The sequence below is a fragment of the Stenotrophomonas sp. PAMC25021 genome (genome assembly GCF_004795795.1).
GTDB lineage: Bacteria > Pseudomonadota > Gammaproteobacteria > Xanthomonadales > Xanthomonadaceae > Stenotrophomonas > Stenotrophomonas muris.
In genome coordinates, this window is record NZ_CP039255.1 from 4209943 (window position 1) to 4234501 (window position 24559).

General features: G+C 67.5%; 23 protein-coding genes. 8 read left to right on the plus strand and 15 right to left on the minus strand.

The features are described from left to right. Positions 1-33: 33 nt before the first annotated feature. Complete coding sequence (gene pip, locus E5790_RS19485) at positions 34-981, minus strand: prolyl aminopeptidase (RefSeq protein WP_111206274.1); 948 nt, start codon at positions 979-981, stop codon at positions 34-36. A 114-nt stretch (positions 982-1095) separates the two neighbouring features. Here pip and E5790_RS19490 point away from each other — a divergent pair, with 114 nt between their 5' ends. Both E5790_RS19490 and E5790_RS19495 read left to right on the plus strand, forming a co-directional pair. Next, a complete protein-coding gene (locus tag E5790_RS19490) occupies positions 1096-1761 on the plus strand; it encodes a TraX family protein (RefSeq protein WP_111206272.1) in 666 nt (221 codons plus the stop codon). A 463-nt stretch (positions 1762-2224) separates the two neighbouring features. Further along, complete coding sequence (locus tag E5790_RS19495) at positions 2225-2581, plus strand: hypothetical protein (protein ID WP_032962681.1); 357 nt, start codon at positions 2225-2227, stop codon at positions 2579-2581. Between the two features lie 131 nt (positions 2582-2712). Here the strand turns inward: E5790_RS19495 and E5790_RS19500 are convergent, their stop codons facing one another. After that, entirely contained in the window at positions 2713-4908 is a 2196-nt protein-coding gene (locus tag E5790_RS19500) for a TonB-dependent siderophore receptor (protein ID WP_111206268.1), read from the minus strand. 259 nt (positions 4909-5167) lie between these two features. Here E5790_RS19500 and E5790_RS19505 point away from each other — a divergent pair, with 259 nt between their 5' ends. Both E5790_RS19505 and E5790_RS19510 read left to right on the plus strand, forming a co-directional pair. Continuing rightward, on the plus strand, positions 5168-5752 hold the full coding sequence (locus E5790_RS19505; RefSeq protein ID WP_014647283.1) for a TetR/AcrR family transcriptional regulator: 585 nt from the start codon (positions 5168-5170) through the stop codon (positions 5750-5752). 104 nt (positions 5753-5856) lie between these two features. Next, entirely contained in the window at positions 5857-6945 is a 1089-nt protein-coding gene (locus tag E5790_RS19510; RefSeq protein WP_049406620.1) for a crosslink repair DNA glycosylase YcaQ family protein, read from the plus strand. 759 nt (positions 6946-7704) lie between these two features. Here the strand turns inward: E5790_RS19510 and E5790_RS19515 are convergent. From E5790_RS19515 to E5790_RS19530, 4 genes are all read right to left on the minus strand, one after another. After that, positions 7705-8631, minus strand: coding sequence for an ABC transporter six-transmembrane domain-containing protein (locus tag E5790_RS19515; RefSeq protein WP_111206928.1), 927 nt, complete (start codon positions 8629-8631; stop codon positions 7705-7707). A 190-nt stretch (positions 8632-8821) separates the two neighbouring features. Next, positions 8822-9898: an ATP-binding protein gene (locus tag E5790_RS19520; RefSeq protein WP_049406889.1), complete on the minus strand. Its 1077-nt coding sequence runs from the start codon at positions 9896-9898 to the stop codon at positions 8822-8824. 3 nt (positions 9899-9901) lie between these two features. Further along, positions 9902-10618: a response regulator gene (locus E5790_RS19525; protein ID WP_111206929.1), complete on the minus strand. Its 717-nt coding sequence runs from the start codon at positions 10616-10618 to the stop codon at positions 9902-9904. A gap of 52 nt (positions 10619-10670) precedes the next feature. Beyond that, a complete protein-coding gene (locus tag E5790_RS19530) occupies positions 10671-11237 on the minus strand; it encodes a hypothetical protein (RefSeq protein WP_181454212.1) in 567 nt (188 codons plus the stop codon). Positions 11238-11327: 90 nt separating this feature from the next. Between E5790_RS19530 and E5790_RS19535 the strand changes: the two genes are divergently transcribed. Together E5790_RS19535 and E5790_RS19540 are read left to right on the plus strand one after the other, a co-directional pair. Beyond that, the gene (locus E5790_RS19535) at positions 11328-12494 is read left to right on the plus strand and encodes an efflux RND transporter periplasmic adaptor subunit (RefSeq protein ID WP_247594917.1); all 1167 of its coding nucleotides are present in this window, start codon (positions 11328-11330) and stop codon (positions 12492-12494) included. A 2-nt stretch (positions 12495-12496) separates the two neighbouring features. Next, complete coding sequence (locus E5790_RS19540) at positions 12497-14440, plus strand: MacB family efflux pump subunit (RefSeq protein WP_111206930.1); 1944 nt, start codon at positions 12497-12499, stop codon at positions 14438-14440. Positions 14441-14554: 114 nt separating this feature from the next. Here the strand turns inward: E5790_RS19540 and E5790_RS19545 are convergent, their stop codons facing one another. The 3 genes from E5790_RS19545 to E5790_RS19555 form a co-directional block, all read right to left on the minus strand. Further along, positions 14555-15148 (minus strand): mechanosensitive ion channel domain-containing protein, encoded by a 594-nt coding sequence (locus E5790_RS19545; RefSeq protein WP_111206931.1) that lies wholly within the window; start codon positions 15146-15148, stop codon positions 14555-14557. A gap of 6 nt (positions 15149-15154) precedes the next feature. Further along, positions 15155-16021 (minus strand): glucose 1-dehydrogenase, encoded by an 867-nt coding sequence (locus E5790_RS19550; protein WP_111206932.1) that lies wholly within the window; start codon positions 16019-16021, stop codon positions 15155-15157. 101 nt (positions 16022-16122) lie between these two features. Next, the gene (locus E5790_RS19555; protein ID WP_111206933.1) at positions 16123-16506 is read right to left on the minus strand and encodes a sensory rhodopsin transducer; all 384 of its coding nucleotides are present in this window, start codon (positions 16504-16506) and stop codon (positions 16123-16125) included. 59 nt (positions 16507-16565) lie between these two features. Here E5790_RS19555 and E5790_RS19560 point away from each other — a divergent pair, with 59 nt between their 5' ends. Next, complete coding sequence (locus E5790_RS19560) at positions 16566-17552, plus strand: TIGR03885 family FMN-dependent LLM class oxidoreductase (RefSeq protein ID WP_049406852.1); 987 nt, start codon at positions 16566-16568, stop codon at positions 17550-17552. On the opposite strand, the gene E5790_RS19565 is transcribed toward E5790_RS19560, so the two are convergent. Next, positions 17522-19108: an alpha-amylase family protein gene (locus E5790_RS19565; protein WP_111206934.1), complete on the minus strand. Its 1587-nt coding sequence runs from the start codon at positions 19106-19108 to the stop codon at positions 17522-17524. The genes E5790_RS19560 and E5790_RS19565 overlap by 31 nt on opposite strands. 159 nt (positions 19109-19267) lie before the next feature. Between E5790_RS19565 and xth the strand changes: the two genes are divergently transcribed. Next, positions 19268-20062, plus strand: coding sequence for an exodeoxyribonuclease III (gene xth / locus E5790_RS19570; protein WP_049439606.1), 795 nt, complete (start codon positions 19268-19270; stop codon positions 20060-20062). Here the strand turns inward: xth and E5790_RS19575 are convergent, their stop codons facing one another. The 5 genes from E5790_RS19575 to E5790_RS19595 form a co-directional block, all read right to left on the minus strand. Further along, the gene (locus E5790_RS19575; RefSeq protein WP_136191789.1) at positions 20063-21781 is read right to left on the minus strand and encodes a PAS domain S-box protein; all 1719 of its coding nucleotides are present in this window, start codon (positions 21779-21781) and stop codon (positions 20063-20065) included. 120 nt (positions 21782-21901) lie between these two features. After that, positions 21902-22096 carry a hypothetical protein gene (locus E5790_RS19580; protein ID WP_014647268.1) on the minus strand — a complete coding sequence of 65 codons (195 nt, stop codon included), beginning with the start codon at positions 22094-22096 and terminating at the stop codon, positions 21902-21904. Beyond that, entirely contained in the window at positions 22096-22731 is a 636-nt protein-coding gene (locus E5790_RS19585) for a DNA-3-methyladenine glycosylase (protein ID WP_049439916.1), read from the minus strand. Before E5790_RS19585 ends, E5790_RS19580 begins: the two co-directional genes overlap by 1 nt. A gap of 72 nt (positions 22732-22803) precedes the next feature. Next, positions 22804-23763 (minus strand): cation diffusion facilitator family transporter, encoded by a 960-nt coding sequence (locus tag E5790_RS19590; protein WP_049439609.1) that lies wholly within the window; start codon positions 23761-23763, stop codon positions 22804-22806. Positions 23764-23832: 69 nt separating this feature from the next. After that, positions 23833-24417: an AprI/Inh family metalloprotease inhibitor gene (locus tag E5790_RS19595; RefSeq protein ID WP_049439612.1), complete on the minus strand. Its 585-nt coding sequence runs from the start codon at positions 24415-24417 to the stop codon at positions 23833-23835. Between the last annotated feature and the right edge of the window lie 142 nt (positions 24418-24559).

The window sequence follows — 24559 nt, forward strand, 5'->3', positions numbered from 1 at the left end:
GTGCCGGCCAGCGGCCGGCACTACCCCAGGCGTTCAGAACCGGTCGGCAAAGGCATCCGTCGCCCGCACCAGCGCATCGACCGTGGCCGGCTCGTTGGCGCTGTGGCCGGAGGTCACCATCTCCAGGCGCGCTTCCGGCCAAGCCTTGGCCAGGTCCCACGCGCTGCGCGGCGGGCAGATGATGTCGTAGCGCCCCTGCACGATCACGCCGGGCAGGTGGCGGATGCGATCGATGTTGCGCAGCAGCTGGTCCGGCTCCAGGAAGATGCCGTTGCGGAAGTAGTGCGCTTCGATGCGGGCCTTCGCCAGGGTATCCAGCGGATCATCGGTGGATTCGGCATCCACGTCGTGCTGCAGGGTGGCCGCATTGTCTTCCCAGCCCAACCAGGCCTGCGCGGCTTCGATGCGGGTTGATTGATCCGGGCCATCCATGCGCGCCCAGTAGGCCGCGATCATGTCGCCACGCTCGGCTTCCGGGATATAAGCCTCGTAGCGGTCCCAGCGCTCCGGGAAGATCCAGCGCGCACCGCCATCGGCCTCGGCGAACCAGCGGTTCTCGATCTCACGACCGAGGAACACGCCACGCACGATCAGGCCGGTGGCGCGTTCCGGATGCGCCTGCGCGTAGGCCAGCGACAGCGTGGAGCCCCAGGAGCCGCCATAGACCAGCCAGCGCTCGATGCCCAGGTGCTCACGCACCTTTTCGATGTCCGCCACCAGGTCCTGCGTGGTGTTGTCGCGCAGCTCGCCGAACGGCGTGGAACGGCCGCTGCCGCGCTGGTCGATCAGCACGATGCGGTAGCGCGCCGGGTCGAAGAAGCGCCGATGGGTCGGCGAGATACCGGCGCCCGGGCCACCGTGCAGGTACACCACCGGAATGCCCTCCGGCGTGCCGCACTCTTCGATATGCAGCGTGTGCAGATCGCTCACCGGCAGGGCGAATTCGCGGTAGGGCTCGATGGCCGGGTACAGGGTGCGCATGGCGGGTGTCTCACAAGCAGGGGCGGCCAGCATAGCGCCGCCATCTACGGCTTGCAGTGGCGAGCTCCTGCGCGGCGCTGGAAATGCGCTGGCCGATGCGCATAAGCTTCCGCGATGCAAGCGACCACGACCGGGACGTGCACGTTCAAACTCAGCCTCGGCAGCGGCGCGCGCGAGCTGTTGAAGTGGATCGCGCTGCTGGCCATGACCGGCGACCACGTGGCCAAGGTGGTGTTCGGGGGCTACGTGCCGGTGGTCAGCGAACTGGGGCGTATCGCCTTCCCGCTGTTCGCGCTGGTGATGGCCTGCAACCTGGCCCAGCCGGGCGCCGACCTGCGCAAATCGATGCGCCGGCTCGCGCTATGGGGGCTGATCGCGCAGCCGTTGCACGCCTTCGCGTTCGGTTCCTGGCTGCCGCTCAACATCCTGCTCACCTTCACCTTGGCGGCGGTGGCCGTGCATGCGCTTGCGAGCCATCGGCCTGTGCTGCTGTTGCTGGCTGCCGGTGTGCTGCCGATGTTCGTGGACTACCAGTGGGCCGGCGTTGGCGCCGTGCTGCTGGCCTGGATCGCGTTCCGGCATCGGGCGTGGTGGCCGCTGCTGGTCGCGCTTGCGGCGGCGTGCTGGGCCAACCACAACGGCTGGGCACTGCTGGCCGTTCCGGTGGTCGTGCTGGCGACGCGGGTGCCGTGGCAACTGCCGCGCTGGCGCTGGGTGTTCTATGGGTACTACGTGGGACATCTGGCGGTGCTGGCGTTGATTGCCCATCTGCTTGTGTAATGTCGGAACTGGCGTGTCGCGCGTCTTGAAAGCCGGATGCGGTCAAGGAACGCGTGGTGCCGATGCGGGTGGGGAACGCCGCCGTTGGCGTGGCGCAAGTTGTTGAATCTTCGGCTCGATTGTCGATATGCGACAATGCGGCCACTGCGTGAACGTTGCTGTCTTTGCACTTGGGTTGTTGGCGCCTGCCACCCCGTTGTGCACATGATGGGGTGCCACCGAAAAAGGGTGGCCGGGGCCTGGAAACCCCGTTGAGTAAGTGCTGTTTACGCTTGCCAGCCGGCGTCGCCTTGCGCGGCGTCGGCTGGCATTCCGTTCGCGTTCCATGGCGGGCGGTGCGTGGAGGTGGGCGCAAGCCCACCGCCCGGGTATAGCACTGACTCACGGGATTTCCAGCCACGCACCGTCCGCCGCCTTGATTTTTAAGGGTGATGGTCCCGCATGCCTTGCACGGAGACCTGCCATGAACGCATCGGAGTTTCCCCATCAGCGCGCCCCGGCCAATGCCGATGAGGGGCACGACATCCCGCCCGATCCCAACAACCTGACGGCCCTGCTGCATCGCATCGGGTTGGGCGCGGCTGCCGACGGCCAGCCCTGGCCCGAGCGCCATCAGCTGCCGGGCCGGTGCCTGGCGTTGGCCGACGCCGACGGTGCACTGGCCGGGCTGCGTATCGTGCAGGAGATCCTGCTGGCGGCCGAACGCGCCCGCCAGAATGGCGGCCCGGAACAGTACGTGGGCGATCGCGTAATGGAAGGGCTGAAGCTGGCGGCATTGGCGTTGACCAGCCACGCCATCTATCGCCTGCATCCGGAATGACACGTAGATCCACGCCATGCGTGGATGCCGTTCGCGGATTGCCCGACGTCCTGTAGAGCCGAGCCTATGCTCGGCTCAGCGGACGAAACGGAGCCGAGCATGGCTCGGCTCTACAGGGGTTCCACGCCAGCTTAGAAATCCATCGTTGCCGACACCAGCACCGTCCTCGGTGCACCCAGCGCCAGGCTCGACAACAACGGCATGCCCCAATACGACTTGTTGGTCACGTTGTTCACGCTGGCCCGCAGCGCAAGCGATCGACCCGCCACGGTGGTGCTGTAGCGCGCCCCCACGTCGAACAACGTACGCCCCGGCACCGACAGGCTATTGTCGGCACTGATGTACTGCCTCGACATCGCCGTGGCATTGCCGGTCAGGGTCAGGCCCTGCAAGGTCGGCACATCCCATTCCACGCCCAGCTTGGCCTGCCGCTGCGCCACGGCGGTGGCGATGCGTCCTTCATTCACGCCACCGGCCGTGCGGGTCAGCTTCGGCTGCACATAGGCCGCTCCACCGAGCAGGCGCACGCCGTCCATTGGTGCGCCGAAGAAGCCCCATTCCACGCCCCGGTTACGTTGCTCGCCGCCAAACGAGAAGATATTCGTGACCGGGTCGGTGTAGCTGTTCGGTCGCTTGATCTCGTACACGCTGAAGGTGTGCGCGAAGCTGCCCAGGTCCAGCTTCAGGCCCAGCTCCTTCTGCCTGGTGCGGAACGGTGCGAACACATCGCCGGCATTGGCGGCGGTCATCGGCGCGGTGGCGCCCTGGCTGAGGCCTTCGATGTAGTTGGTGTAGAGGGAGATCGCGTCGGTGGCTTTCACCAGCAGGGCCGCTGCCGGCGTGGTGGCGCTCTCGTCGTAGCGCGAGGTGCGTGCACCCGCGGACACGTTGAAGGTCTCGCTGACCACCTGCTGGCGGCGCACGCCCAGCGTCAGCTGCACGCGGTCATCGGCGAAGGCGAGGGTGTCGGCGAAGCCGAGGCTGTCCAGCGTCAGCTCGGTATGCGAGATGTGCGGTGCCACGAACGGCGCCGCCGGGCCCCACACTGGGTTGTACAGATTGGTGGTCCAGTCCCAGCCGGGTACGCTGCGCCGGCCGTAGTCGTTCTGGGTGTGCTGGTAGTGGGTCACGTTGGCGGCCCACTGGTGGCCGACGTTGCCGGTGTGGAAGGAACCGCGCAGGCCGGCATCTGCGGACTGCTTCCTGATGTCGAAGGCGAGCTGGCCGATCACCGTGGTGAAGTTGCCGGCTGGATTGAGGATCTGCGCGCTGATCGAACCGTTGTAGCGGTAGTCGGTCCTGCTGGTGCCGTACGCGAGGTAGGCCATCAGGCTATCGTTGACATCCAGTTCTCCGCGCACCATCGCGCCCTTGTCCTGGCTGTCCACGTAGGCCCAATCCGGGTTGATCAGCGTATCGCCGCGTGGCGGGCGCGGAATGGCCACGCCCGGTGCCAGGCCGACGCCACGCGCCGGGCCGTCAACGCGGTCGTCGGCGCTGTACAGATCGGCCGACAGCCGCATACGTTCGCCGCGCCAGTCCAGTGCCAGCGAACCGAGCTGTACCTTCTTGCGCTGCTTGCCGACGGCGCCGTCACCATCACGGTAGGCACCGTTGAAGCGGATGCCGAACTGCCTGTCGGCGCCGAGGCGACGGCCCATATCCACGTGAGTGCCGAACTGCGCATCGGAGGCGAAGTTGGCACTGACCCGCAGCAGCGGTTGCTCGCTTGCGCGCTTGGGCACCAGGTTGACGCTGCCACCGACCGAGCCGCCCGGCGGCATGCCGTTGAGCAGCGCAGACGGTCCCTTCAGCACCTCGATGCGCTCGAACATTTCCGGCGAGGTGCGGTAGTAGGGCGCCATGCCGCTGAGGCCATTGAACGTGGTGTCGCTGGTGTTGGAGGCAAAGCCGCGGATCGCGTAGTTCTCGCTCCATGCACCGGTGACGCCGTTGCTGAACACCGTGGGGTCGGTGGCGGCAATGACGTCGGTCAGGTCCTTGGCCTGGCGATCGCGGATGAAGGACTCGGTGTAGCTGATCGTATTGAACGGCGTGTCCATGAAATCCTTGTCGCCGAGCAGGCCGACGCGGCTGCCGGCAGCCACTTGCCCGCCCGCATAGTCTGCAGTGACCCGGCGTTGTTCCTGCACCTGTACCGACGGAAGGGTGGACGGCGCGGCGTCGGCCAGCGCGGCGAACGAGGCCAGCAGCCCCAGCGCGAGGGCGGACACCCGGTAGCGCCGGACCATGCCCGGCGAATACATCAGGCCGGAGGATGCGGCGGCAGCGCGATGCTGTGCAGAAGTGAAGTTGAAAACGGTCATGCCAGAGTCCTGTGAATCGCAGGCGCGAGCGCGCCTGGCGCGCTGCCGACGGCAAGCACGGGGAAAGGGCGCAGCGCAGGGTTGTTGGCTGGGTGGGGACCTGGCGGGAGGTGAGCCATGGGCTCGATCACGGGCAGCGTGCTGGACGCCTTCCGAATTAGTTGAGTAAATTAAACTAAATCAATCGAAGCGGACAAGAGGGTCCCTTTGCTGGCACCCTCAGCAGGGTATGGACGCGCACCGTAAGAGCAGGCACCGTATGAGCACGCACCCCGATCCAACGGCGCCGACCCGTGGCCGCCCGCCCACCATCACCCCGGAGCGTCTGGCCGACATCGGCATCCGCCTGGGCCTGCCCAACCTGACCATGGCCAACGTGGCCGCCGAACTGGCGGTGACCCAGGCAGCGCTGTACAAGCGCGTGGCCAACCTGGAGGCGTTGAAGCGCCTGGTGGCGGAGGCGGTGTTCCAGCGCTGGCAGATTCCGCGCGCGTCGGTCGACGCACCGGGTGGGCTGGAGGCCTATCTGATGGGGTTCGTGGAGTCGCTGTGCGAAGTGGTGAAGGCGCATCCCGGGCTACCGCCCTACCTGCTGCGGCGCACGGTGGCGACCGCGCCGATGCTGGAAAAGATCGCCTCGCACCAGGCGCACGTGGCCGAGGTGTTCGGCCTGCCGGTGGACAAGGCGCGCTGGCTGCTGGCCACGATCGCGTTCTACTGCATCGCCGGTGCCGACACCATCTACGCGATTGCGGATGACGAAGAAGGGCAGGTGATCACCGAGTTCAAGCAGGGCATGCGGGCCCTGGTGATCGGTTCGCTGGAGGTATCGCGGCTTCGGTAGATGCACGCCATGCGTGGATGATCGCGGCCGTTCACCATGACGCCAGCCAGGCGTGGCCTGGCTCTACTGGACGGATCGCGTAGTGTCGAGAATACAATGCGGCCATGCCTGCCACGCCCACTCTCGATGACCTTCGCCGCTACGCGGTGGCGCGCACCTTGTTCAAGCCGACCACGCTGCTGACCGCGATCCGGCGGTTGGGCTTCGTGCAGGCCGACCCGATCCGCGCACCCGCTCGCGCGCAGGACCTGACCCTGCGCCACCGGGTGAAGGACTACCGCGCGGGCGATCTTGAGCGCCGCTACACGCGTCTGCCGGTGGAAGAGGATTGCCTGGTGAACTACGGCTTCCTGCCGCGCGAGCATCTGGCGCTGATGCACCCACGGGTTTCCAAGCGCGAGTGGGATGCCGAGACCCATCGCCGTGCGGCCGACGTGCTGGCCTTTGTGCGCGAGCGTGGCAGCGTGCACCCGCGCGAGGTCGACCAGGCGTTCGCGCATGGGCGGGTGACCAACTACTGGGGCGGCACCAGCAACGCCAGCACGCATCTGCTGGATGGCATGCACTACCGCGGCCTGCTGCGGGTGCAACGGCGCGACAGCGGTACGCGCATCTATGCGGTGGCCGATCATGCCGAGCCCGACTCCAGCGAACAGGCGCAGATCGAACGTGCCGCCGCCCTGATCGACCTGGTGGTGCGCAAGTACGCGCCGCTGCCCTCGGCCAGCCTGACCTATCTGGTGCGCCTGCTGGGCTATGGCGCGCCGCACCTGGCCGAGCAGACCCGCAAGGCATTGGCGCTGGCCAAGCAACAACTGGCCAGCTGCACGCTGGAAGGCACCACCTGGTACTGGCCGGCGGACGAGAATCCGCGCTCGCGCCGCCATGCACCGGATGAGCAGGTGCGCCTGCTGGCGCCGTTCGACCCAGTGGTGTGGGACCGCCGCCGCTTCGAGCTGTTGTGGGATTGGGTGTACAAGTTCGAGGCCTACACGCCTGCACCGAAACGCCAGTACGGCTACTACGCACTGCCGGTGTTGTGGCATGAGCAGGTGGTGGGCTGGGCCAACTTGAGCGTGCGCGAGGGTGAGTTGGTGTCGAGCGTGGGCTATGCCGGCAAGTCGCTGGCCCGCGACAAGGTATTTCGTGGCGCGCTGGACGACGAGCTGCAGCGCATGGCGGAGTTCCTGTAGCGCCAAGCGGCGCATGGGTATCTATCGATCCCGGTAGCCGCCCACCTTGGTTGGCGCTGGCTTCCATCGGTGCCCACCAAGGTGGGCAGCTACCAGAGCAACACCGCTCAGGCCTGGTAGCCGCCAACCTTGGTTGGCGCTGGCTTCCATCGGTGCCCACCAAGGTGGGCAGCTACCAGAGCAACACCGCTCAGGCCCGGTAGCCGCCAACCTTGGTTGGCGCTGGCTTCCGTCGGTGCCCACCAAGGTGGGCAGCTACCAGGGCAACACCGCTCAGGCCTGGTAGCCGCCAACCTTGGTTGGCGCTGGCTTCCATCGGTGCCCACCAAGGTGGGCAGCTACCAGGGCAGCACCGCTCAGGTTTGGTAGCCGCCAACCTTGGTTGGCGCTGGCTTCCGTCGGTGCCCACCAGGGTGGGCAGCTACCAGGGCAACACCGCTCAGGCCTGGTAGCCGCCAACCTTGGTTGGCGCTGGCTTCCGTCGGTGCCCACCAAGGTGGGCAGCTACCAGAGCAACACCGCTCAGGCCCGGTAGCCGCCAACCTTGGTTGGCGCTGGCTTCCATCGGTGCCCACCAGGGTGGGCAGCTACCAGGGCAACACCGCTCAGGCCCGGTAGCCGCCAACCTTGGTTGGCGCTGGCTTCCGTCGGTGCCCACCAAGGTGGGCAGCTACCAGGGCAACACTGCTCAGGCCTGGTAGCCGCCAACCTTGGTTGGCGCTGCTCTCGTCGGTGCCCACCAAGGTGGGCAGCGACCGGTCAAGCGGCGCCCTTGTGGTCCGCATCGTCCATGCCGGGGCTGACGCGGCGGCCGATATCCTTCAGCCGCGCAAGCTGATCCACCATTGAAGGCGCATCGTCCAGGCTGCCGACGAAGGTCCACAGGTAGGTCATCACCGCGTAGACGTGGCCCGGTGTAACGCCTTCACTGGTGGCAAGGCGGCCGATGGTCAGCGCGAACAATGCCGCGGCAGCCAGCCCGATCACCACATAGGCGCCGGCTTCGCGGTCGGACAGCAGGATGCGCAGGCGCGACAGCGTGGTGTAGTGGCGGCGCAGCACCGAGGGGCTGACCCGGTCGACCAGCCGGATTTCGTGTTCCAGGCGGTTGTTCAGTCGGCCGTGCAACTGCTCGTTGCGACGTGCGAACCAGGGCAGCACCAGCAGGGCGCCGAGCAGGGTGGCCAGGCCAGCGGCACCGACCATCGGCTCGATCGCCAGCAGCATGGCCACTGCACCGAACATCGATGCCAGCGCGGTGGCGATGATCGGCACGTGCTTTTCAAAGAAGTCGACGAACTCGCGGGCCAGCACCACGCGTGCCGCCGAAGTGGACGTCGCCTGGCCCAACCGGCGCTGCGCCTGCACCACGCTCACTGCCAGATCGGCATAGATGCGGGTGAAGGTGCGCGTATCCACCGCCCGACGGGCGGCACCCACCAGCCAGAACAGCAGTACCACGCCGGCATAGGAGATGGCATGGCCGATGTTGCCGCTGATGATCGCGTCTACCGCGAAGCCGGCGAACAACGGATAGGCCAGCAGCAGGGTGTTCTCCAGCGCCACCAGCGAGAACGTGCCGGTCAGCTGCCAGGGGTAGGTGCGCAGGATGGCCTTGAGCGTGGCGGCCGCATTCTGCTGGCCGATGCTGCCGGCGGCGGCCGCTGGATCGTGGGGGTGTTGCATGGGATGCCTGGGGGGTTCGGGGACAGGGCAGGGGACGGATGCCTGCCATCTGCCGGGTCGCGCCCAGTATCTGCAGCCCTTTGGAGCGGGCATGGAGGGATGATGGAGATTGCGTGGAGAAATCGGCGGCGTTCAGCCACGCGCGTGGTGCCCACCAAGGTGGGCTGCTACCAGGGCAGCGTCTACGGCCTCAACGGCGCACGTGCACCGGCCAGCGGATCTCGAACGAACTGCCGCCACGCTCGGTAGCGCGGCACTGCGCCGTTCCGTGATGGGCCACGGCAATCGCACGCACGACCGCCAGGCCGAGACCTGAGCCCCCGCTCTGCCGCGAGCGCGACACATCGGTGCGCTGGAAGGCTTCGAAAATGCTGTCGCGCAGGTCGTCCGGCACGCCGGGGCCACCATCTTCCACGGCCACCGCGCAGTGCCCCTCAGCGAGGGTGACGCGCACCCGCAGCGGGCAGGGGATGGCATGGCGACGGGCGTTCTCCAGCAATGCCAGCACCGCCTGGCGGATGCGGGCCGGATCGCAGTCCGCCAGCGACGGCCGCGCGTCCAGGCTCACCGAGAAGCCACTTTCGGTCAGCGCCTCGGACATCGCCTCCACCACCGCCGCCACCTGCACGCTGACGTCGCTGCGTTGCAGGCGCAGATCCAGGTGGCCACTCTCGGCCAGACTGACCACGCGCAGGTCCTCGATGATGCGGGTCAGTCCCTCCAGCTGGGTGAGCATGCTGTTGAACTGCTCGGGGCCCGGCTCGAATACACCTTCGGCGATGCCTTGCAGGCGGCCACGCAGGATGGTCATCGGCGTGCGCAGTTCGTGTGCGATGGCCGCATTCCAGAACACGCGGTTCTCGGACATCCGGCTGAGCCGCTCGGCCATGGAATTGAAGTCGTTGACCAGCGTGGCGGCCTCGGCCATCGAGGTGTCGCCGCCGCGTGCGCGCGCCTCCAGGTCACCGCTGGCCACGCGACGCAGGCTTGCGGCCACCGAATTCAACGGGGTGATGATGCGCCGGGTCAGGCGAGACGCGATCAGGGTGGCCAACGCCACCACCACGGTGGCGGTCAGGCCGATCCACAGCCACTCCAGCCCGGAGGGCATCATGGACTTCGGCTCGTCATACCAGCGCGGATAGAACACCTCCAGCAGGTAGTAGAACAGATAGAAGCCGCTGATCGACAGCACCGTCGAACACAGCGAGGCCACGGTGATCGACAGGCTGATCTGGCGGCCGATGCTCTTGCCTTTCGCAGTCATCATTCAGTCCAGGAAGCGGTAGCCGACGCCACGGATGGTGGCGGGAATGCCGATCACGCCGACATCCTCGAGCTTGCGCCGCAGCTTGCTGACGTGGCTGTCGACGGTGCGCTCCTGCGCATCGCCCTCGGGCAGGCAGGCGTGCAGCAGGTCCACCCGCGCATGCACCTGGCGCGGCGCGCGCGCCATGTGCACCAACAGCCGGAATTCGGTGAGGGTGAAGTTCAGTGCGTGCGCCTGCTCGCCGTTGCGGACCGTCACTTCGTGGCTGCGCAGGTCGATCTCGAACGGGCCCTGGCGGATCAGCCCGGTGGGTTCTTCGGCCACGCTGCGGGCACTGCGGCGCAGCACGGCCTGGATGCGTGCAACGATCTCAGCGGGATTGAATGGTTTGGCCACGTAGTCGTCAGCGCCCACACGCAGGCCGGTCAGCTTGTCCACGTCCTGGTCGAGCGCGGTGAGCATGATCACCGGCGTGTTGCCGCGACGCCGCAGTTCGCTCAGCACCTGCCAGCCATCCAGCTTGGGCATCTGCACATCCAGCAGTACCAGGTCCGGGCGCAGCTGGCGGTGGCTGGCAAGCGCCGCCTCACCGTCGGCGGCGCGTGCGCTGCGCAGGCCCGAACGGGCCAGGTAGGCACCGAGGATGTCGGCGATCTCGCCCTCATCTTCGGCAATCAGCACCAAGGGCGGCTGTCGGTTACGGAGTTGGTGTTTCATTGCGAGCGGCAGGTTCGAGGCCAAGGGCGGGCAGGGCGGGACAGGGACGGGGTCATCGTCGGCGTTCCCTGGCCTGCGCCTCTTCGTTGGCCGCCCAGGCCAGCGTGGCCAGCACCAGCGAGCGCTGCAGGCTGGGGTCCACCGAACCCGCGCCGCGCAGCTGCTGCAGCGTCAGGGTAGACACCGCGGCAGGCAGCGCGTTCCAGCGCAAGGCCATGGGGGTGGCGTTCACCCGGGCCTGCAGCCGCGAGGCCATGCCCACGATGGCGCGCAGGCGCACTGCCAGCAGGGCGGCGACCACGGCGGTGGCGGGCGCAAGCAGCAGATGCAGGTTGACGTTGGCGGCCGGAGGTGTTGCCGACCAGAACGCCAGGCCGATCAAGGCCAGCGATGCGAGCGACCCGGAGCGGCGGGTGCGTCCGGGCCCGTCACTGCGGAACCCCAGCAGGGCGGCGGCCCCGAAGCCGGCCAGCAACGGCAGTCGCGGATACGGTGCGACCCACATCCATGTGCTGGTCGATGCCAGCACCAGTGCGATCAACCACGGCGAAGGCGCACACCACGCCAAGTAGGCACGGCGCACATCGAGGGGTGGCAGGTCCGGGTAGGAAAGGGGCACGGCAGGCTGGCAGTCGGCGAGGCCGCCGAGGCTAGCGACCGTTGATGGAGACTTGGTCGAGATTGTGTCGAGATTGCGTGGAGCCGCGCCATGGATTCAGCGGCCGACGCGGTCCCTGAACGGCGGTCGCGTCTCCATCCAATCTCCACTGCCGATGGCGAGGATGCCGCGTTGATCACCGCACCGGCAAGGGTCGCCGGTCTGGAAAAGACCGTGCAGGCGGTCGGCCGGGTCAATCCGAAAGAACTGGTGGCCGTGGGCGCGCAGGTCTCCGGGCAGGTCACGCGCCTGCATGTGGTGCTGGGCCAGCACGTGCAGGCCGGCGACCTGATTGCCGAAGTGGATTCACAACCGCAGCGCATTGCCCTGCGCAGTGCCGAAGCCGCCGCCAACGCGCTGCGTGCGCAACATGCGGCCAGCCAGGCGCGCTACCGCCAGGCCCTTCGCACGTACGATCGCCAATCGCAGCTGGTGGCGTCGCGGCTGGTCTCGCAGGAAGGCTTCGAAGCGGCACGTGTGGCGCGCGATGCGGCGCGCGCGGATGCCGCTGCGTTGCAGGCGCAGATCGACCAGGCGGTGACCCAGGTGGAAACCGCCCGCATCAACCTGGGCTACACGCGTATCGTGTCGCCGTCCGAGGGCTACATCGTGGCCATCGTCACCAAGGCGGGGCAGACGCTGAACTCGATGCAGACCACGCCGACCATCGTGATGCTGGCACAGATGGACACGATGACGGTGCGCGCCGAGATCGCCGAGGCTGACGTGGAACTGATCGCACCCGGCCAACCGTTGTGGTTCTCGACGCTGGGACCGAGCGGGCGCCGCTATGAATCGCACCTGCAGCAGCTTGAGCCAGCGCCGTCGTCGATTGCCGACGCGTCCAGCGGCAACAGCGGCGGATCGGCGCAGACGCCGAAAGCGGTGTACTACGCGGGGCTGTTCGACGTGGCCAATCCGGGCTTGATGCTGAAGCCTTCGATGACGGTGAAAGTGACGATCCAGCTGGCACGCGTGGCCAATGCACTGCAGGTGCCACTGACCGCCCTGAGCGAGTCCGACGACAAGAACGGCAACGGCGCAACCGTGCGGGTAGTCGATGCGAAAGGCCGCGCCCACGAGCGCGCTGTGACTACCGGCCTGCGCACCGCCACCGCCGTGCAGATCCTCTCTGGCCTGGAAGCGGGCGAGAACGTGGTGGTCGGCCAGGCGCCCAGCGGTGGCGATGCCGAACCCACCAGCCTGCTGGGGATGTGAGCATGGCCGACGCACTGCTGGAATTGAAGGGCGTATCGCGCGCCTATCGCTCGGCCGCCGGCGAGGTGGTGGTGCTGAAGGAGGTCTCGTTGCGCATCGATGCCGGCGAGTTCATCGCCATCATCGGCCCCTCGGGTTCGGGCAAGTCCACGCTGATGAACATCCTGGGCTGCCTGGATCGGCCGACCGAAGGCAGCTACCGCGTGGAGGGGGCTGCGACCGAGCAGATGTCGCCTGACCAGCTGGCGCGCCTGCGCCGCGAGCACTTCGGCTTCATCTTCCAGCGCTACAACCTGATGGAGAACCTCAGTGCCACCGAGAACGTGGCCTTGCCCGCCGTCTATGCCGGGGTGGAGGCCGATGCGCGCACCACGCGTGCCCGCCTGCTGCTGGAAACGCTCGGCCTGGGCGAGCGGACCGCGAACCGGCCCAGCCAGTTGTCCGGCGGCCAGCAGCAGCGCGTCTCCATCGCACGCTCGCTGATGAACGGCGGCGCGATCGTGCTGGCCGATGAGCCGACCGGCGCGCTGGATCATGCCAGTGGCAGGCAGGTGATGGCCGAGCTCGAGCGCCTGCATGCGCAGGGCCATACCGTGATCCTGGTCACCCATGATGCGGCGATTGCTGCCCACGCGTCACGGGTGATCGAGATCGCCGATGGGCGTGTGGTGGCGGATCGCCAGGAGCGAGGCCCTTCGGTGCGGCAGGGTGCGGACGCACCGGCGCGCACATCCACGGCGGCTACCGAGCGGCGCGCCCGCATCGATGCCGTGCGCGAGGCGACGCGCATGGCGGTGCGTTCGATGCTGGCCCATCGCCTGCGCACCCTGCTGACCATGCTCGGCATCATCATCGGCGTGGCCGCGGTGGTGACCGTGGTTGCGCTGGGCAAAGGCGCGCAGGCGCAGGTCGAGGCGCAGATAAACGCGCTGGGCGCCAGCACGCTGGAGATCTTCCCGGGCGCCGATTTCGGTGACCCGCGCTCGGCGGAGATCGAGACGCTGGTGGTAGGCGATGCCGATCACCTGGCCGCCCTGAGTTACGTGGACAGTGTCAGCCCCAACCTCAGCGGTTCGGTAGCAGCACTGCAGGGCGGCCGACGAGCCAATACGCAGGTACTGGGCGCCGGTGCGGATCTGCCGCGCGTGCGCGGGCTGCGCCTGAGGGCCGGCCGGTTCTTCACCGATGCCGAGGTGGAGGCGCATCGGGCAGTGGGCGTGGTCGACCAGAAGGCAGCGAAGGCACTGTTCGCTGGCAACCCTATCGGCAGCACGGTGCTGCTGGGCGGCATGCCGGTCGAGGTGATCGGCGTGGTGGGTGCCAATGCATTCGCCGGTGGGGCCACGCCAACCGTCTACGTTCCCTATACGTCGGCTGCCTCCCGGCTGCTGGGCAGCCAGCGCCTGGAGAGCATCACCGTGCGCGTACGCGACAACGTACCCACCAATGCTGCCGAGGCCTCGCTGGGCGCCGAGCTGGAGCGCCTGCATGGTCGTCGCGATTTCTTCATCTACAACTCGGACCAGATCCGCAAGGCGGTGATGAAATCCAGCCAGACCATGGCGGCGCTGGTTTCGGCGATCGCGGCGGTGGCGCTGGTGGTTGGCGGCGTGGGCGTGATGAACATCATGCTGGTGTCGGTGAAGGAGCGCGTGCGCGAGATCGGCGTGCGGCTGGCGGTGGGGGCGAGGCAGGGCGACATCCTGCGCCAGTTCCTGATCGAGGCGGTGCTGATCTGCCTGTCCGGTGGCGTGCTGGGCGTACTGCTGGCCTTCGCCGTGGGTGCGCTGTCCAGCCTGCTGTCGCTGGGGGTGCCCTTCCTGTTCACGCCAGGGCCGGTGCTCGCCGCGCTGGCATGTTCGTCTGCGACCGGGCTCGGTTTCGGCTACTTCCCGGCACGCAACGCCGCACGGCTGGACCCGATCCAGGCATTGGCAGCGGAGTAGGGTCGCCCGCTGTGGCACCTTGAGCCGAGCCCACGCTCGGCTGCGCTCCGTTCGGCCGCGACGCACCCTGCGCTGCGCGCAGCGAGCCGAGCATGGGCTCGGCTCTACAGCGACTCAGCGTACCTTGCCCTTTATCGGCAGGCTGCCCGGCAGCTGCGAATAGCCGCTGTCACCCCAGTGCCGGGTGATGCGCTGGAAGAACAACGAGTTCGGCACGCGCAGCAGGCAACCGCGCGCGCCTTCGCCACGGTCACTCAGCGTGGTGTAGATCAGGTTGATGTCCACCACCTGGCCGCACAGGCCCGGCTTGTCCACGCTTTCCAGCACTTCGATCGTGTCGTTGATGCGGAACGGTCGCGTAGCCACGATCAGGAACGAACAGAACAGGTTGGACAACACGCTCCACGCGGCAAAGAACGCCACCGCACCGACCGCCATGAACCCGGTCAGCGCGGTCCACAGCACCGAGCGCGAAACGCCCAGCCGCTCCAGTATCAGCAGCGTGGCCGCCAGATACAGCAGCAATGCACCGCCGCGGCGCAGGCCCACATGAAGCTCTGGAGCCAGCCTGCCGCGCTGCCGGGCCTGCACGAGCAGCCACGCCAGTGCACGCACCATCAGCCAGGCCACCCCGAGAATGACCAGCACCTCGGCCACCGGTACCACCACCAGCAGCCAATCCGCGATCCAGCCAGGCAGTCCGGCCATGGGCGGTCACAGCGTTGCCGCGCCGCCGGAGATGGTCAGCAAGGCACCGGAGGTATAACTGGCGCTGTCCGAAGCCAGCATCACGTAGGCCGAGGCCAGTTCCGCGGGCTGCCCGGGGCGGCCGAACGGCGTCTGCGAGCCGAATTGCTCGACCTCTTCGGAGGCCATGCCTGCCGGAATGAACGGTGTCCAGATCGGGCCGGGCAGCACGGCGTTGACGCGTATCTGGTGCTCGGCCAGCAGGCCCGCCAGCCCCAGCGTCAGGTTGGCGACGGCGCCCTTGGTCGCAGAGTACGGAAGGATGTTCGGGGTCGGTCGCTTGGAATTGACCGATGCGGTGTTGATGATCGCGCCGCCACCGCGCAGGTGTGGCACGCACAACCGCGTCAGATTGAACACGGCATGGACATTGGTATCGAACGTCCGCTTCCAGTCATCCAGGGTGATGTCGTCGAAGTGCTCGTAGTAGCGCTGGTAGGCCGCGTTGTTGACCAGGATGTCGAGACCGTCCAGCTCGCTGGCCACGCGGTCGACCAGCGAGCGCGCCTGCGCCGGGTCGCTGATGTCACACGGTACCAGCACGGCCTTGCGCCCGGCCTGTTCGATCTGCTGCTGCACATGGCGGGCGTCGTCCTGCTCGCCATCAAGAAAGGCGATGGCGACGTCGGCACCATCGCGCGCGAAAGCGATGGCCACCGCTGCGCCGATGCCGCTGTCACCGCCGGTGATCAGTGCCTTCTTGCCCTGCAGCAGGCCATGGCCGCGGTAGCTGTCCTCGCCGTGGTCCGGCCGGGGCTGCATCTGCGCGGTCTTGCCGGGGAAGGATTGCTGCTGCGCCGGGAAGGGCGGACGTGGGTAGTCGGGCAGGGCCATCGTCACTCTCCGAAAGGGAACCTGGCGGCAGTCTCGCTCGGCGCGGGTAAACGGCCGGAGGGCGCGGTGTCGTGGCAGCGTGGACGACTGCGCACGGTGCTTCACAACGGATGGGCGATCGTGGTCATGATGCTGTTGGCCGGCTGCCGTGAATCCAGCCGCGTGTGCTGCACGATGATCGGCTGGTCGGATTCGATGAGGGTGGCGAAGCCGGTGCCGCGTGGCACCTGCGCCGGATCCTGCAGGTCGTTGAAGCGCAGGTGGCAGGTGCGTCGTGCTGGCACGGTGATCCGGTAGGGACCGACAGGATCGCGGTCCTCGAAGTAGAGGGTCAGCGTGACATGCGCGTCCTCGTTGCCCGCATTGAGGACGCAGCAGGTTTCGTGACTCTGCATCTCCGGCGACGGGCCGTTGCTCCAGGCTGGAATGTAGCCTTCGGCGATAGCCCAGCGTCGATGCCCGATGCAGGAGGTGTTCGTTTCCATGACGCCGTTTTAGCTGGAGGGGTGTTGCCATCGTGTCCAGTCCCCGCACGGAATCCGTGATGACCATCGGCTACCACGCATCGCATGAGCAGTTCCCGCCCGCCACCTTGCTGGGCCTGGCGCTGCGCGCCGAACAGGCGGGATTCGAGGCTTTGATGTGCTCGGACCATTTCCACCCGTGGACGACTGCGCAAGGGCAGTCCGGCCACAGCTGGGTATGGGCCGGCGCGCTGGCGGTGCAGAGCGCATTGACCCTGGGCATGGTGACCTGCCCGATGCTGCGCCAGCACCCGGCATTGGTGGCACAGGCAGCGGCGACGCTGGAGCAGTTGGCGCCGGGCCGGATCTGGCTGGCGCTGGGTACCGGTGAGGCCCTGAACGAGCGCATCACCGGCCAGCCGTGGCCAGCCAAGCGCGAGCGGCAGAAGGCATTGCGCGATGCGGCCGAGGTGATGCGGCGGCTGTGGGGCGGCGAGCAGGTCGACCACGACGGTGGCTTCCGGGTGCGCCAGGCACGGCTCTACAGTCGCCCGGCGCTTCCCCTGCCGCTGCTGGGGGCGGCCGTCACCGAGGAAACCGCACGCTGGATGGGGGGCTGGGCCGATGGCCTGATCACCATCAGCCAGCCACTGGCGCAGTTGCGGCGTGTGGTGGCGGCGTTCGAGGACGGCGGCGGCAGGGGCAAGCCGATGTACCTGCAGGCCAAGCTCTCCTACGCGCGCGCCGAACAGGCGGCGCTGGAAGGCGCGATGGAGCAGTGGAGCGCCAACGTGCTGCCGCCGGAACTGGCCGAAGGCCTGGACCAGCCCGAACAGTTCGAAGCACAGGCCCGATCGGTCAGCGCCGAGGTGGTGCGCGAGCACGTGCATGTCTCGGCAGACCTGGGCCAGCATCGGGCTTGGCTGCAGGAGCTGCAGTCCCTGGGGTTCGATCGCATCTACCTGCACAACGTGAACCGCGAGCAGGAACGCTTCATCGACGACTTCGCCGAACACGTACTGCCTGCGCTGCGCACTCAGGCACCCTCGGCAGCCAGCCACGTATAGCCATGGCCCTGCAGGTAGCAGCGACGACCCTGCAGTTTGGCGCCGTGGCCCACCAGCGTGTGCAGCGGGCCGTGCAGGGGTACGTCCACCTCAACCGGGTTGTCGCCGAAGTTGATCAGTGCCAGTGCCTGATGGGGTGCCTCACCGAAGCGGAGCATCAGCAGCGCGGGTGAGGGTGGGTCGAGCGTGTGTGGCCCCTGCTGCAGCACGGGATGGGCATTGCGTTGCTGCAGCAGCTCGCGCACCCGCAGCAGCAGTGAGTCCGGCATCGCGCGTTGCGCCTCGACATTCACCGTGCGGTAACCGTAGGGGCCGTCCGCCGGTGGCGCGCGCCAGGCATGCCGCGATTGGTCGGTGAACCCAGCCCCTGGGCCGTCATGCCAGTGCATCGGCATGCGCACAGCATTGCGTTCGGGCAGCTCCAGGCAATCACCGAGGCCGATCTCTTCGCCATAGCGGATCACCGGCACCTGGCCCAGCGACAGCAGCGCCGCCCAGGCCATTGCCTGCCATGCGATGTCGCCGTCCAGCATCGGTGCCAGCCGGCGGCGGACGCCACGGCCATAGATGCGCATGCCACGCTCAGGAGCGAAACGTTCCATCACCGCTTCGCGCTCATCCGGCTCCAGCTGCTCCAGGTCCAGTTCATCATTGTTGCGCAGCCAGGCAATGCGTGTGTCCGGCGGCGCGTGCGGGCCGTACTCGGCCATGACCCGCGCCACTTCGCTGGCATCGCCGCGTGCCAGTGCCAGGAAGAAGTGATTGTTGAGGTGGAAATCGAGCAGGTGCGAAAGCCGCCGCCCCTGGCACAGGAAGTCACCGTAGCGGGACGCGCGGACATCCGCTTCGCCGATCAACGGCAGCCCTGGCTGCTGTGCGTCTGCCGTGGCGCGCATCGCCTCCAGCAGCCACAGCCCGTCGTCGCGCGGGTCCGCGTGGCGCGCGCGCTCGACCATGTACGGGACCGCGTCGACGCGGAAGCCGGCCACGCCGCGCTGCAGCCAGAACGTCATTACCTGCAGCAGTTCCTCGCGCACCGGCGCATGGGCCAGGTCGAGGTCCGGCTCGTGCCGGTAGAACATGTGCCGGTTGAACGCGCCGGCCTCGGCATCCCAGGTCCAGACAGAGGCCTCGATCGGCGGGAACATCGGCTGCAGGCCGTCGTCAGGCATGTGGTCGCTCCACAGGTACCAGCGGCGCCAGGCCGGGTCACCCTGCTGCGCGGCGACGAACCACGGGTGCGCGCTGGCGGTGTGCTGCATCACCAGTTCGACGATGATGCCGATGCCACATGCGTCGGCGGCATCGACCAGGCGCTGGAACGCGGCCTGGTCGCCCAGGCGTGGATCGATACGGTAGTGATCGGTGACATCGTAGCCACCATCGCGGCCGGCGTTGCAGTAGAACGGCAGCAGCCAGACATGGCTGATGCCAAGCCACTGCAGGTAGTCCAGCTTTTCCGTGATGCCATCCAGCGTGCCCCAGCCGCGGCCGTCGCTGTCGCGGAACAGGTAGGGGTCGATCTGGTAGATGGCGCGCAGCGGACGCACCGCCATGGGCTTCTCCGGCACTGTTCACGGATGACCAGCCTGCTGTCGCGCGTGGCAGCGGTTCGTGAAACGAATGGCACCGCATCATGACGTGGCATCCACGGCCCGTGCATGCCCGGGCGCGCAGAGTGAATGCTCATTCCCGGCACCGAGGAGGCTTCCTGCATGGCCCGACGCAAGACGCTTCGTATTGCCACGTTCAACGTCAACGGCATCGGCACGCGCCTGCCACAGCTGCTGGACTGGCTGCACAGGGAATCGCCGGACGTGGTTGCCCTGCAGGAACTGAAGGCGACCGACGCGGCGTTTCCGGCTGCGTCATTGGAGGAGGCTGGGTACGGTGCGCTCTGGCAAGGTGAGGCGCGCTGGAACGGCGTGGCGTTGCTGGCTCGGGGGACCACGCCGGTCGAGAGCCGCCGCCGATTGCCCGGCGAGCCCAGCGACACGCAGAGCCGCTACCTGGAGGCGGCGGTGCACGGGGTCATCGTGGGTGCCCTCTACCTGCCCAACGGCAACCCGCAGCCCGGGCCCAGGTTCGACTACAAGCTGCGCTGGATGGAACGCCTGATCCGGCACGCGCGCAGCCTGGTCGAGCTGCCGCACCCGGCGCTGCTGCTGGGTGATTTCAACGTGATTCCCACCGAAGCCGACGTCTACGACCCCAAGGCCTGGCGCCGCGATGCGCTGTTCCAGCCCGAGGTTCGCGATGCCTTCGAGCGGCTGCTCGCGCAGGGCTGGACCGATGCGCTGCGGAAGGTGCACGGCGACGCCACGATCTACACCTTCTGGGACTATTTCCGCCGACATGCCGAGCGCGACCGTGGGCTGCGCATCGATCATCTGCTGTTGAATCCCGTACTGGCGGAGCGACTGAAGGACGCTGGCGTCGACCGTTGGGTGCGTCTGCAGGAGAAGGCCAGCGACCACGCGCCGACGTGGGTGACGGTGCGGCCGGCGTGATCAACGCGCGGCGGGGCCTTCGCGCCGCTCGCGGCGCACGCGCGCGCGGGTCCGGTAGAGGCGGCTGTCCGCCTTCTGGATGGTGTTGGCCACGGGCTCACCGGCCGTATTGATGGCTGCACCCATCGAGAAAGCGCTGGGCGACAGCGCAGCGTGGTCCTGGTACCAGTGCTCCAGTTCGCTCAACCGGCCATCCGCGGGCGCGACCAGTACCACCATGAATTCGTCGCCGCCCAGCCGCACCACCGTCTCCTCCTTGCCCAGCGGCGAGCGCAGGAAGGTGGCGAACTCGACCAGGACGGCGTCGCCGCGGCGGTGGCCCTGGGTGTCGTTGATGTGCTTGAAGTGGTCCAGATCGAACATCACGCAGGCCCAGCGCTCATCAATCAGTTCATCCAGCCGGTGCAGGTAACGCCGGTTGTAGCACTGCGTGAGCGGATCCTTGAAGGACATTTCGCGCAGCTGCTGCTCCTGCATCCTCAGCGCGGTGACGTCCTGTGCATGCCCCAGCACGTAGGGCGGGCTGGCCTCGCTGTCGAGCACGTTGTGGTACGCCCAGTAGTGGCGCGTACCGTCGGCGGCAATCAGCTCGATCACGCCAGCGTCGGTGTGGTTTGCCTGGATCCGAGCGAGGTAGGCCTTGAAGCCCTCGCGTTTTTCCGGTGGCATCAGGTCGCACAGGCTGCGCCCGACCATCTGGCTTTCCTCGAAGCCCAGCGACTGCACCGCCGCGGGATTCACCGAGGTCAATGTCCCGTCCAGCGTGTGGGTGCAGATCAGGCCCAGGCTGTAGTGGAACAGCCGCCGGTAGCGGGTCTCGCTCGCTTCCAGCGCGTCGAGCGCGGCTCGCTCGTCCGTGATGTCCTGGATCGCCCCGACCAGGCGCGGATGGCCGTCGACCTGTTGCCGGCTGCCGACCACCCGGGTCCAGATCGCGCGCCCGTCGGCGGTGGTCATTGGCAGCTGCACCTCCCAGGACGTGCCTTCGTCGATGCAACGCTGCACGGCCGCGCGGATGATGTTGCGGCTGTCTTCGCGGTAGAACGACAGCGCGGTGTCGAGCGTCGGTTCAAAGTTGCTGCGCACGCCGTGCAGCTGTTTGGTCTCGCGGGTCCAGCGCACTTCGTTGGTGACCAGGTCCATCTCCCAGCCGCCCACCCGGGCGGCGCGGTTGGTCCGCTCCAGGAAGTCTTCGCTGCGTTTCAGCTCGCGATGCAGCGCTTTCGCCTGGCCAACCTGCGCCATCAGGGTACTGCGCTGTTCCAGCACCTGGGTGGTGACCCGCGCCAGATGCACCATCAGTTCGCGCTGGGAGGGGGACAGCACGCCGGGCATCGGGTCGAGCAGGCACAGCGTGCCAATGCGTGCACCATGGGCCGAGCCCAGCGGGATGCCGGCGTAATGCCGGATGCGCGGCCCGGCGGTCACCAGGGGATTGGTCGAGAAGCGAGGGTCCTGGCGCGCGTCGGGTATCTCGAACAGCTCGTCGTGGCGGATCGCATGCGTGCAGAAGGAGATCTCGCGGGCCGTTCCGGTGACGGCCTCCAGCCCGATATTGGCCTTGAACCACTGCCGGTCTTCGGCCACCACGGTGATCAGCCCCATGGTCATGCCGGTCGCGGCGCGGGCGGCGGCGACGATGGCATCGAACACCGGCTCGGGAGGCGTATCCAGCAGGTGCAGTCGTTCGATTTCGAGCAGACGTTCGGCTTCGTCCATGGCGCTTTTCAGGGCTGGGTAGCGAGGGCGGTTGCGGCAGCTGGCTGGCGCTACGCTAGTGCGCACGGCGTTATGTATCGCCATGGCAGAGTGATGCCGATGTGAGGTGGCCGCGCCCGCTCAGTGTTGCTGGAGCGATGCCTGCAGGGCGGTGGCCAGTGCGGCATCACCGGATACCAGGTCCTGCCAGCGTAGCGTGATGCCCTTGCGTCGCCCCTTTTCGACCAGCTTGAGGCCTTCGGGGTCCACGGTGAGGGTATGGGGCCGGCCATCGATGTCCAGTTCGCGTCGCAGTGGTTTGTCGAGCGGGGTCATCATCGTTTCCTCGCAGGGGCGGGAGTACGCCGTGGCTGAATCGATACGTGACGATTGTCACGGATGTGCCAGCGCCAAGGGAAATCGACAGCGCGGGTGATGCCGATGCGTGGACCAATTAGCGGGTCGGACGGAGGCGGGGTCCCATCGCTTGCGATCACGATGCCATGGCTGCCAGTCACCAGGTCGGCGCCGTCGAAACTGCGGTCCAGTCCGAATGCCTGCGAGAGCTTGCCGGGGCCGCTGGCCAGATCGTGATCCCGGCGCGCGGCGGGGCGCAGCTCGTGCATGCGCTCAAGGCCCGCCAGCGGCTCGATGGCCCGCAGCAGCACCGCCACGCCTTCACCGACCTCTCCGCAGACCACGTTGCTGCCCCAGTGCATGCCGTAGGTGAAATAGACATACAGGTGGCCGGCCTCACCGAACATGCTGGCCGTGCGCGGCGTCTGCCCGCGATAGGAGTGCGCCGCCGGATCGACGCTGCCTGCGTACGCTTCGACTTCAACGATGCGACCCGTTCGGCCATCGTCACGGACCAGAAGTTTGTTGAGCAGCTCGGGCGCAACCTCGACGGGCGGGCGCCGGTAGAAGCTGCGCGGGAGGATCTGGAGAGAGGCGGGCAACCAATCCGGCACGGTAGAGGCAGGTTCGGGCAGATGTTGGTGGCACTGTGGCATTGGACTGGTGAAACGGGCGCAGACGCAGCGTCATTCCGGCGCGGGCGGTGCCGCCAGCGTGGCGCGCCGGGCGGCGTAGACCTCGGGCGTCTGCGGCTTGATGAACAGTGCCACCAGCTCCGGATACTCGCGCTTTACCGCCGTTTCGATGCGGGTGATGCAGGCTTCAATCTGTGGGGTCTGCCGATCGTCCTCGAACTCGGCGCTGAGCATGGCCACGACCTGTTCCGGTCCCATCTGCATGGTGGTCACGCCGTTCGCGCGACGCAGATCCGGATCGGTTTCGGCTACCGCCATGATCCGCTCGGCCACCGCAGGGTGGGCAGGCTCTCCAACCAGCAGGCCCTTGGTTTCACGGGCCAGGAGGAAGGCGGTTGCGGCCAGCACGCCGGCGATGCACAGCGACGCCACACCATCAAGCACCGGCATATCCAGCACCTGCGCGGCCACCAGGCCGATCAACGCGAAGCCCAGCCCGAGCAACGCAGCGCTGTCTTCCAGCAGTACGGTGAAGGTGGACGGATCCTTGCTGCGGCGGAAGGCTTCGAAGTAGCCAAGTTTGCCTTTGGTACGCCGGAACTCGCGCAGCGCCACCCACCAGGAGGCCCCCTCGAACAGGATGGATATGCCCAGCACGCTGTAGCTCAACGCGTGGTTGGTGGCCGGCTCCGGCCGGCGGATGTGCTGGATGCCCTCGTACGCCGAGACGCCGGCGCCAGCGGCGAACACCAGCAGGGCGACGATGAAGCTCCAGAAGTACAGTTCGCGGCCATAGCCGAATGGATGTACCGGGTCTGGCGCCTTGCCGGCACGGCGCAGCCCATACAGCAGCAGGAGTTCATTCAATGTGTCGACCAGCGAATGCACGCCCTCGCTGAGCATGGCCGAGCTGCCGGAGATGCCGGCAGCGATGAACTTTGCGATGGCAATGGCCAGGTTGCCCGCGAGGGCGGCATAGATGACCAGACGGGAACCGGTGGGAGCGGACATTTCGGCGGCGGGGCGGGGCGGACGCCTGATCTTCCCGATCAGCGCGTGCCCATTGCGTGCACGGCGCGATCAGTGCCCCTTGGGATTGAGGTACAAACGCGCCCCATCCGATTCACGGTAGCCCGTCCAGCGCCCACCGCCTGACGCGCGGAAGCGCCCGAACACGGTGTTGCTGGTGTCGGTGAGCAGCAGCTGGTTGCCCGACAGTACCCAACGGTTGGCCGAGAAGAAGCCATCCGGGCAGCCGGCGGGCACGTAGGCACTGTAGCCGCCGAACCACTCGATGTTCTTCAGCTCGATGGAGCAGGTGTTGCCGTTCTCCTGGCCCAGCGTCCAGCTGCCGAACAGATCGCTGTCGCGCACATCGCGGCCGCCACGGTGGCGGTCGCGGCCCCAGTCGTCGTTGTCGTCGTGGAAACCGAAGCCCACGTCGATCTCTTTGCTTTCGCTGCGTGACCCGGACTGCGAGCTGCCGCTGGTGGTGGTCTGGGTGGTCACCGCGCCACTGCTCTGGGTCTGGGTGCTGCTGGATTGCGTGGTCTGGTCGGTGTGGGTGGTCTGTTCGCCGAAGCCGAACGAGGCGTCCTGGGCCAGGGCGGGCAGGGCCAGGCAGCACAACGCGGACAGGCAGGTACGGGCGAGCACGGCAGCCATTGCAGCATCCTCGGAAGGGTGGACCGCGCGAGTATCGAACCGGTGGGGCGGGAGACGGTGTGAGGGTGTGCGCGGCGGCAGCCCAGCGAAGGGTAGTGCCGGCCGCTGGCCGGCTCCCACTTGGCGCCCAGAAACCGAAGGA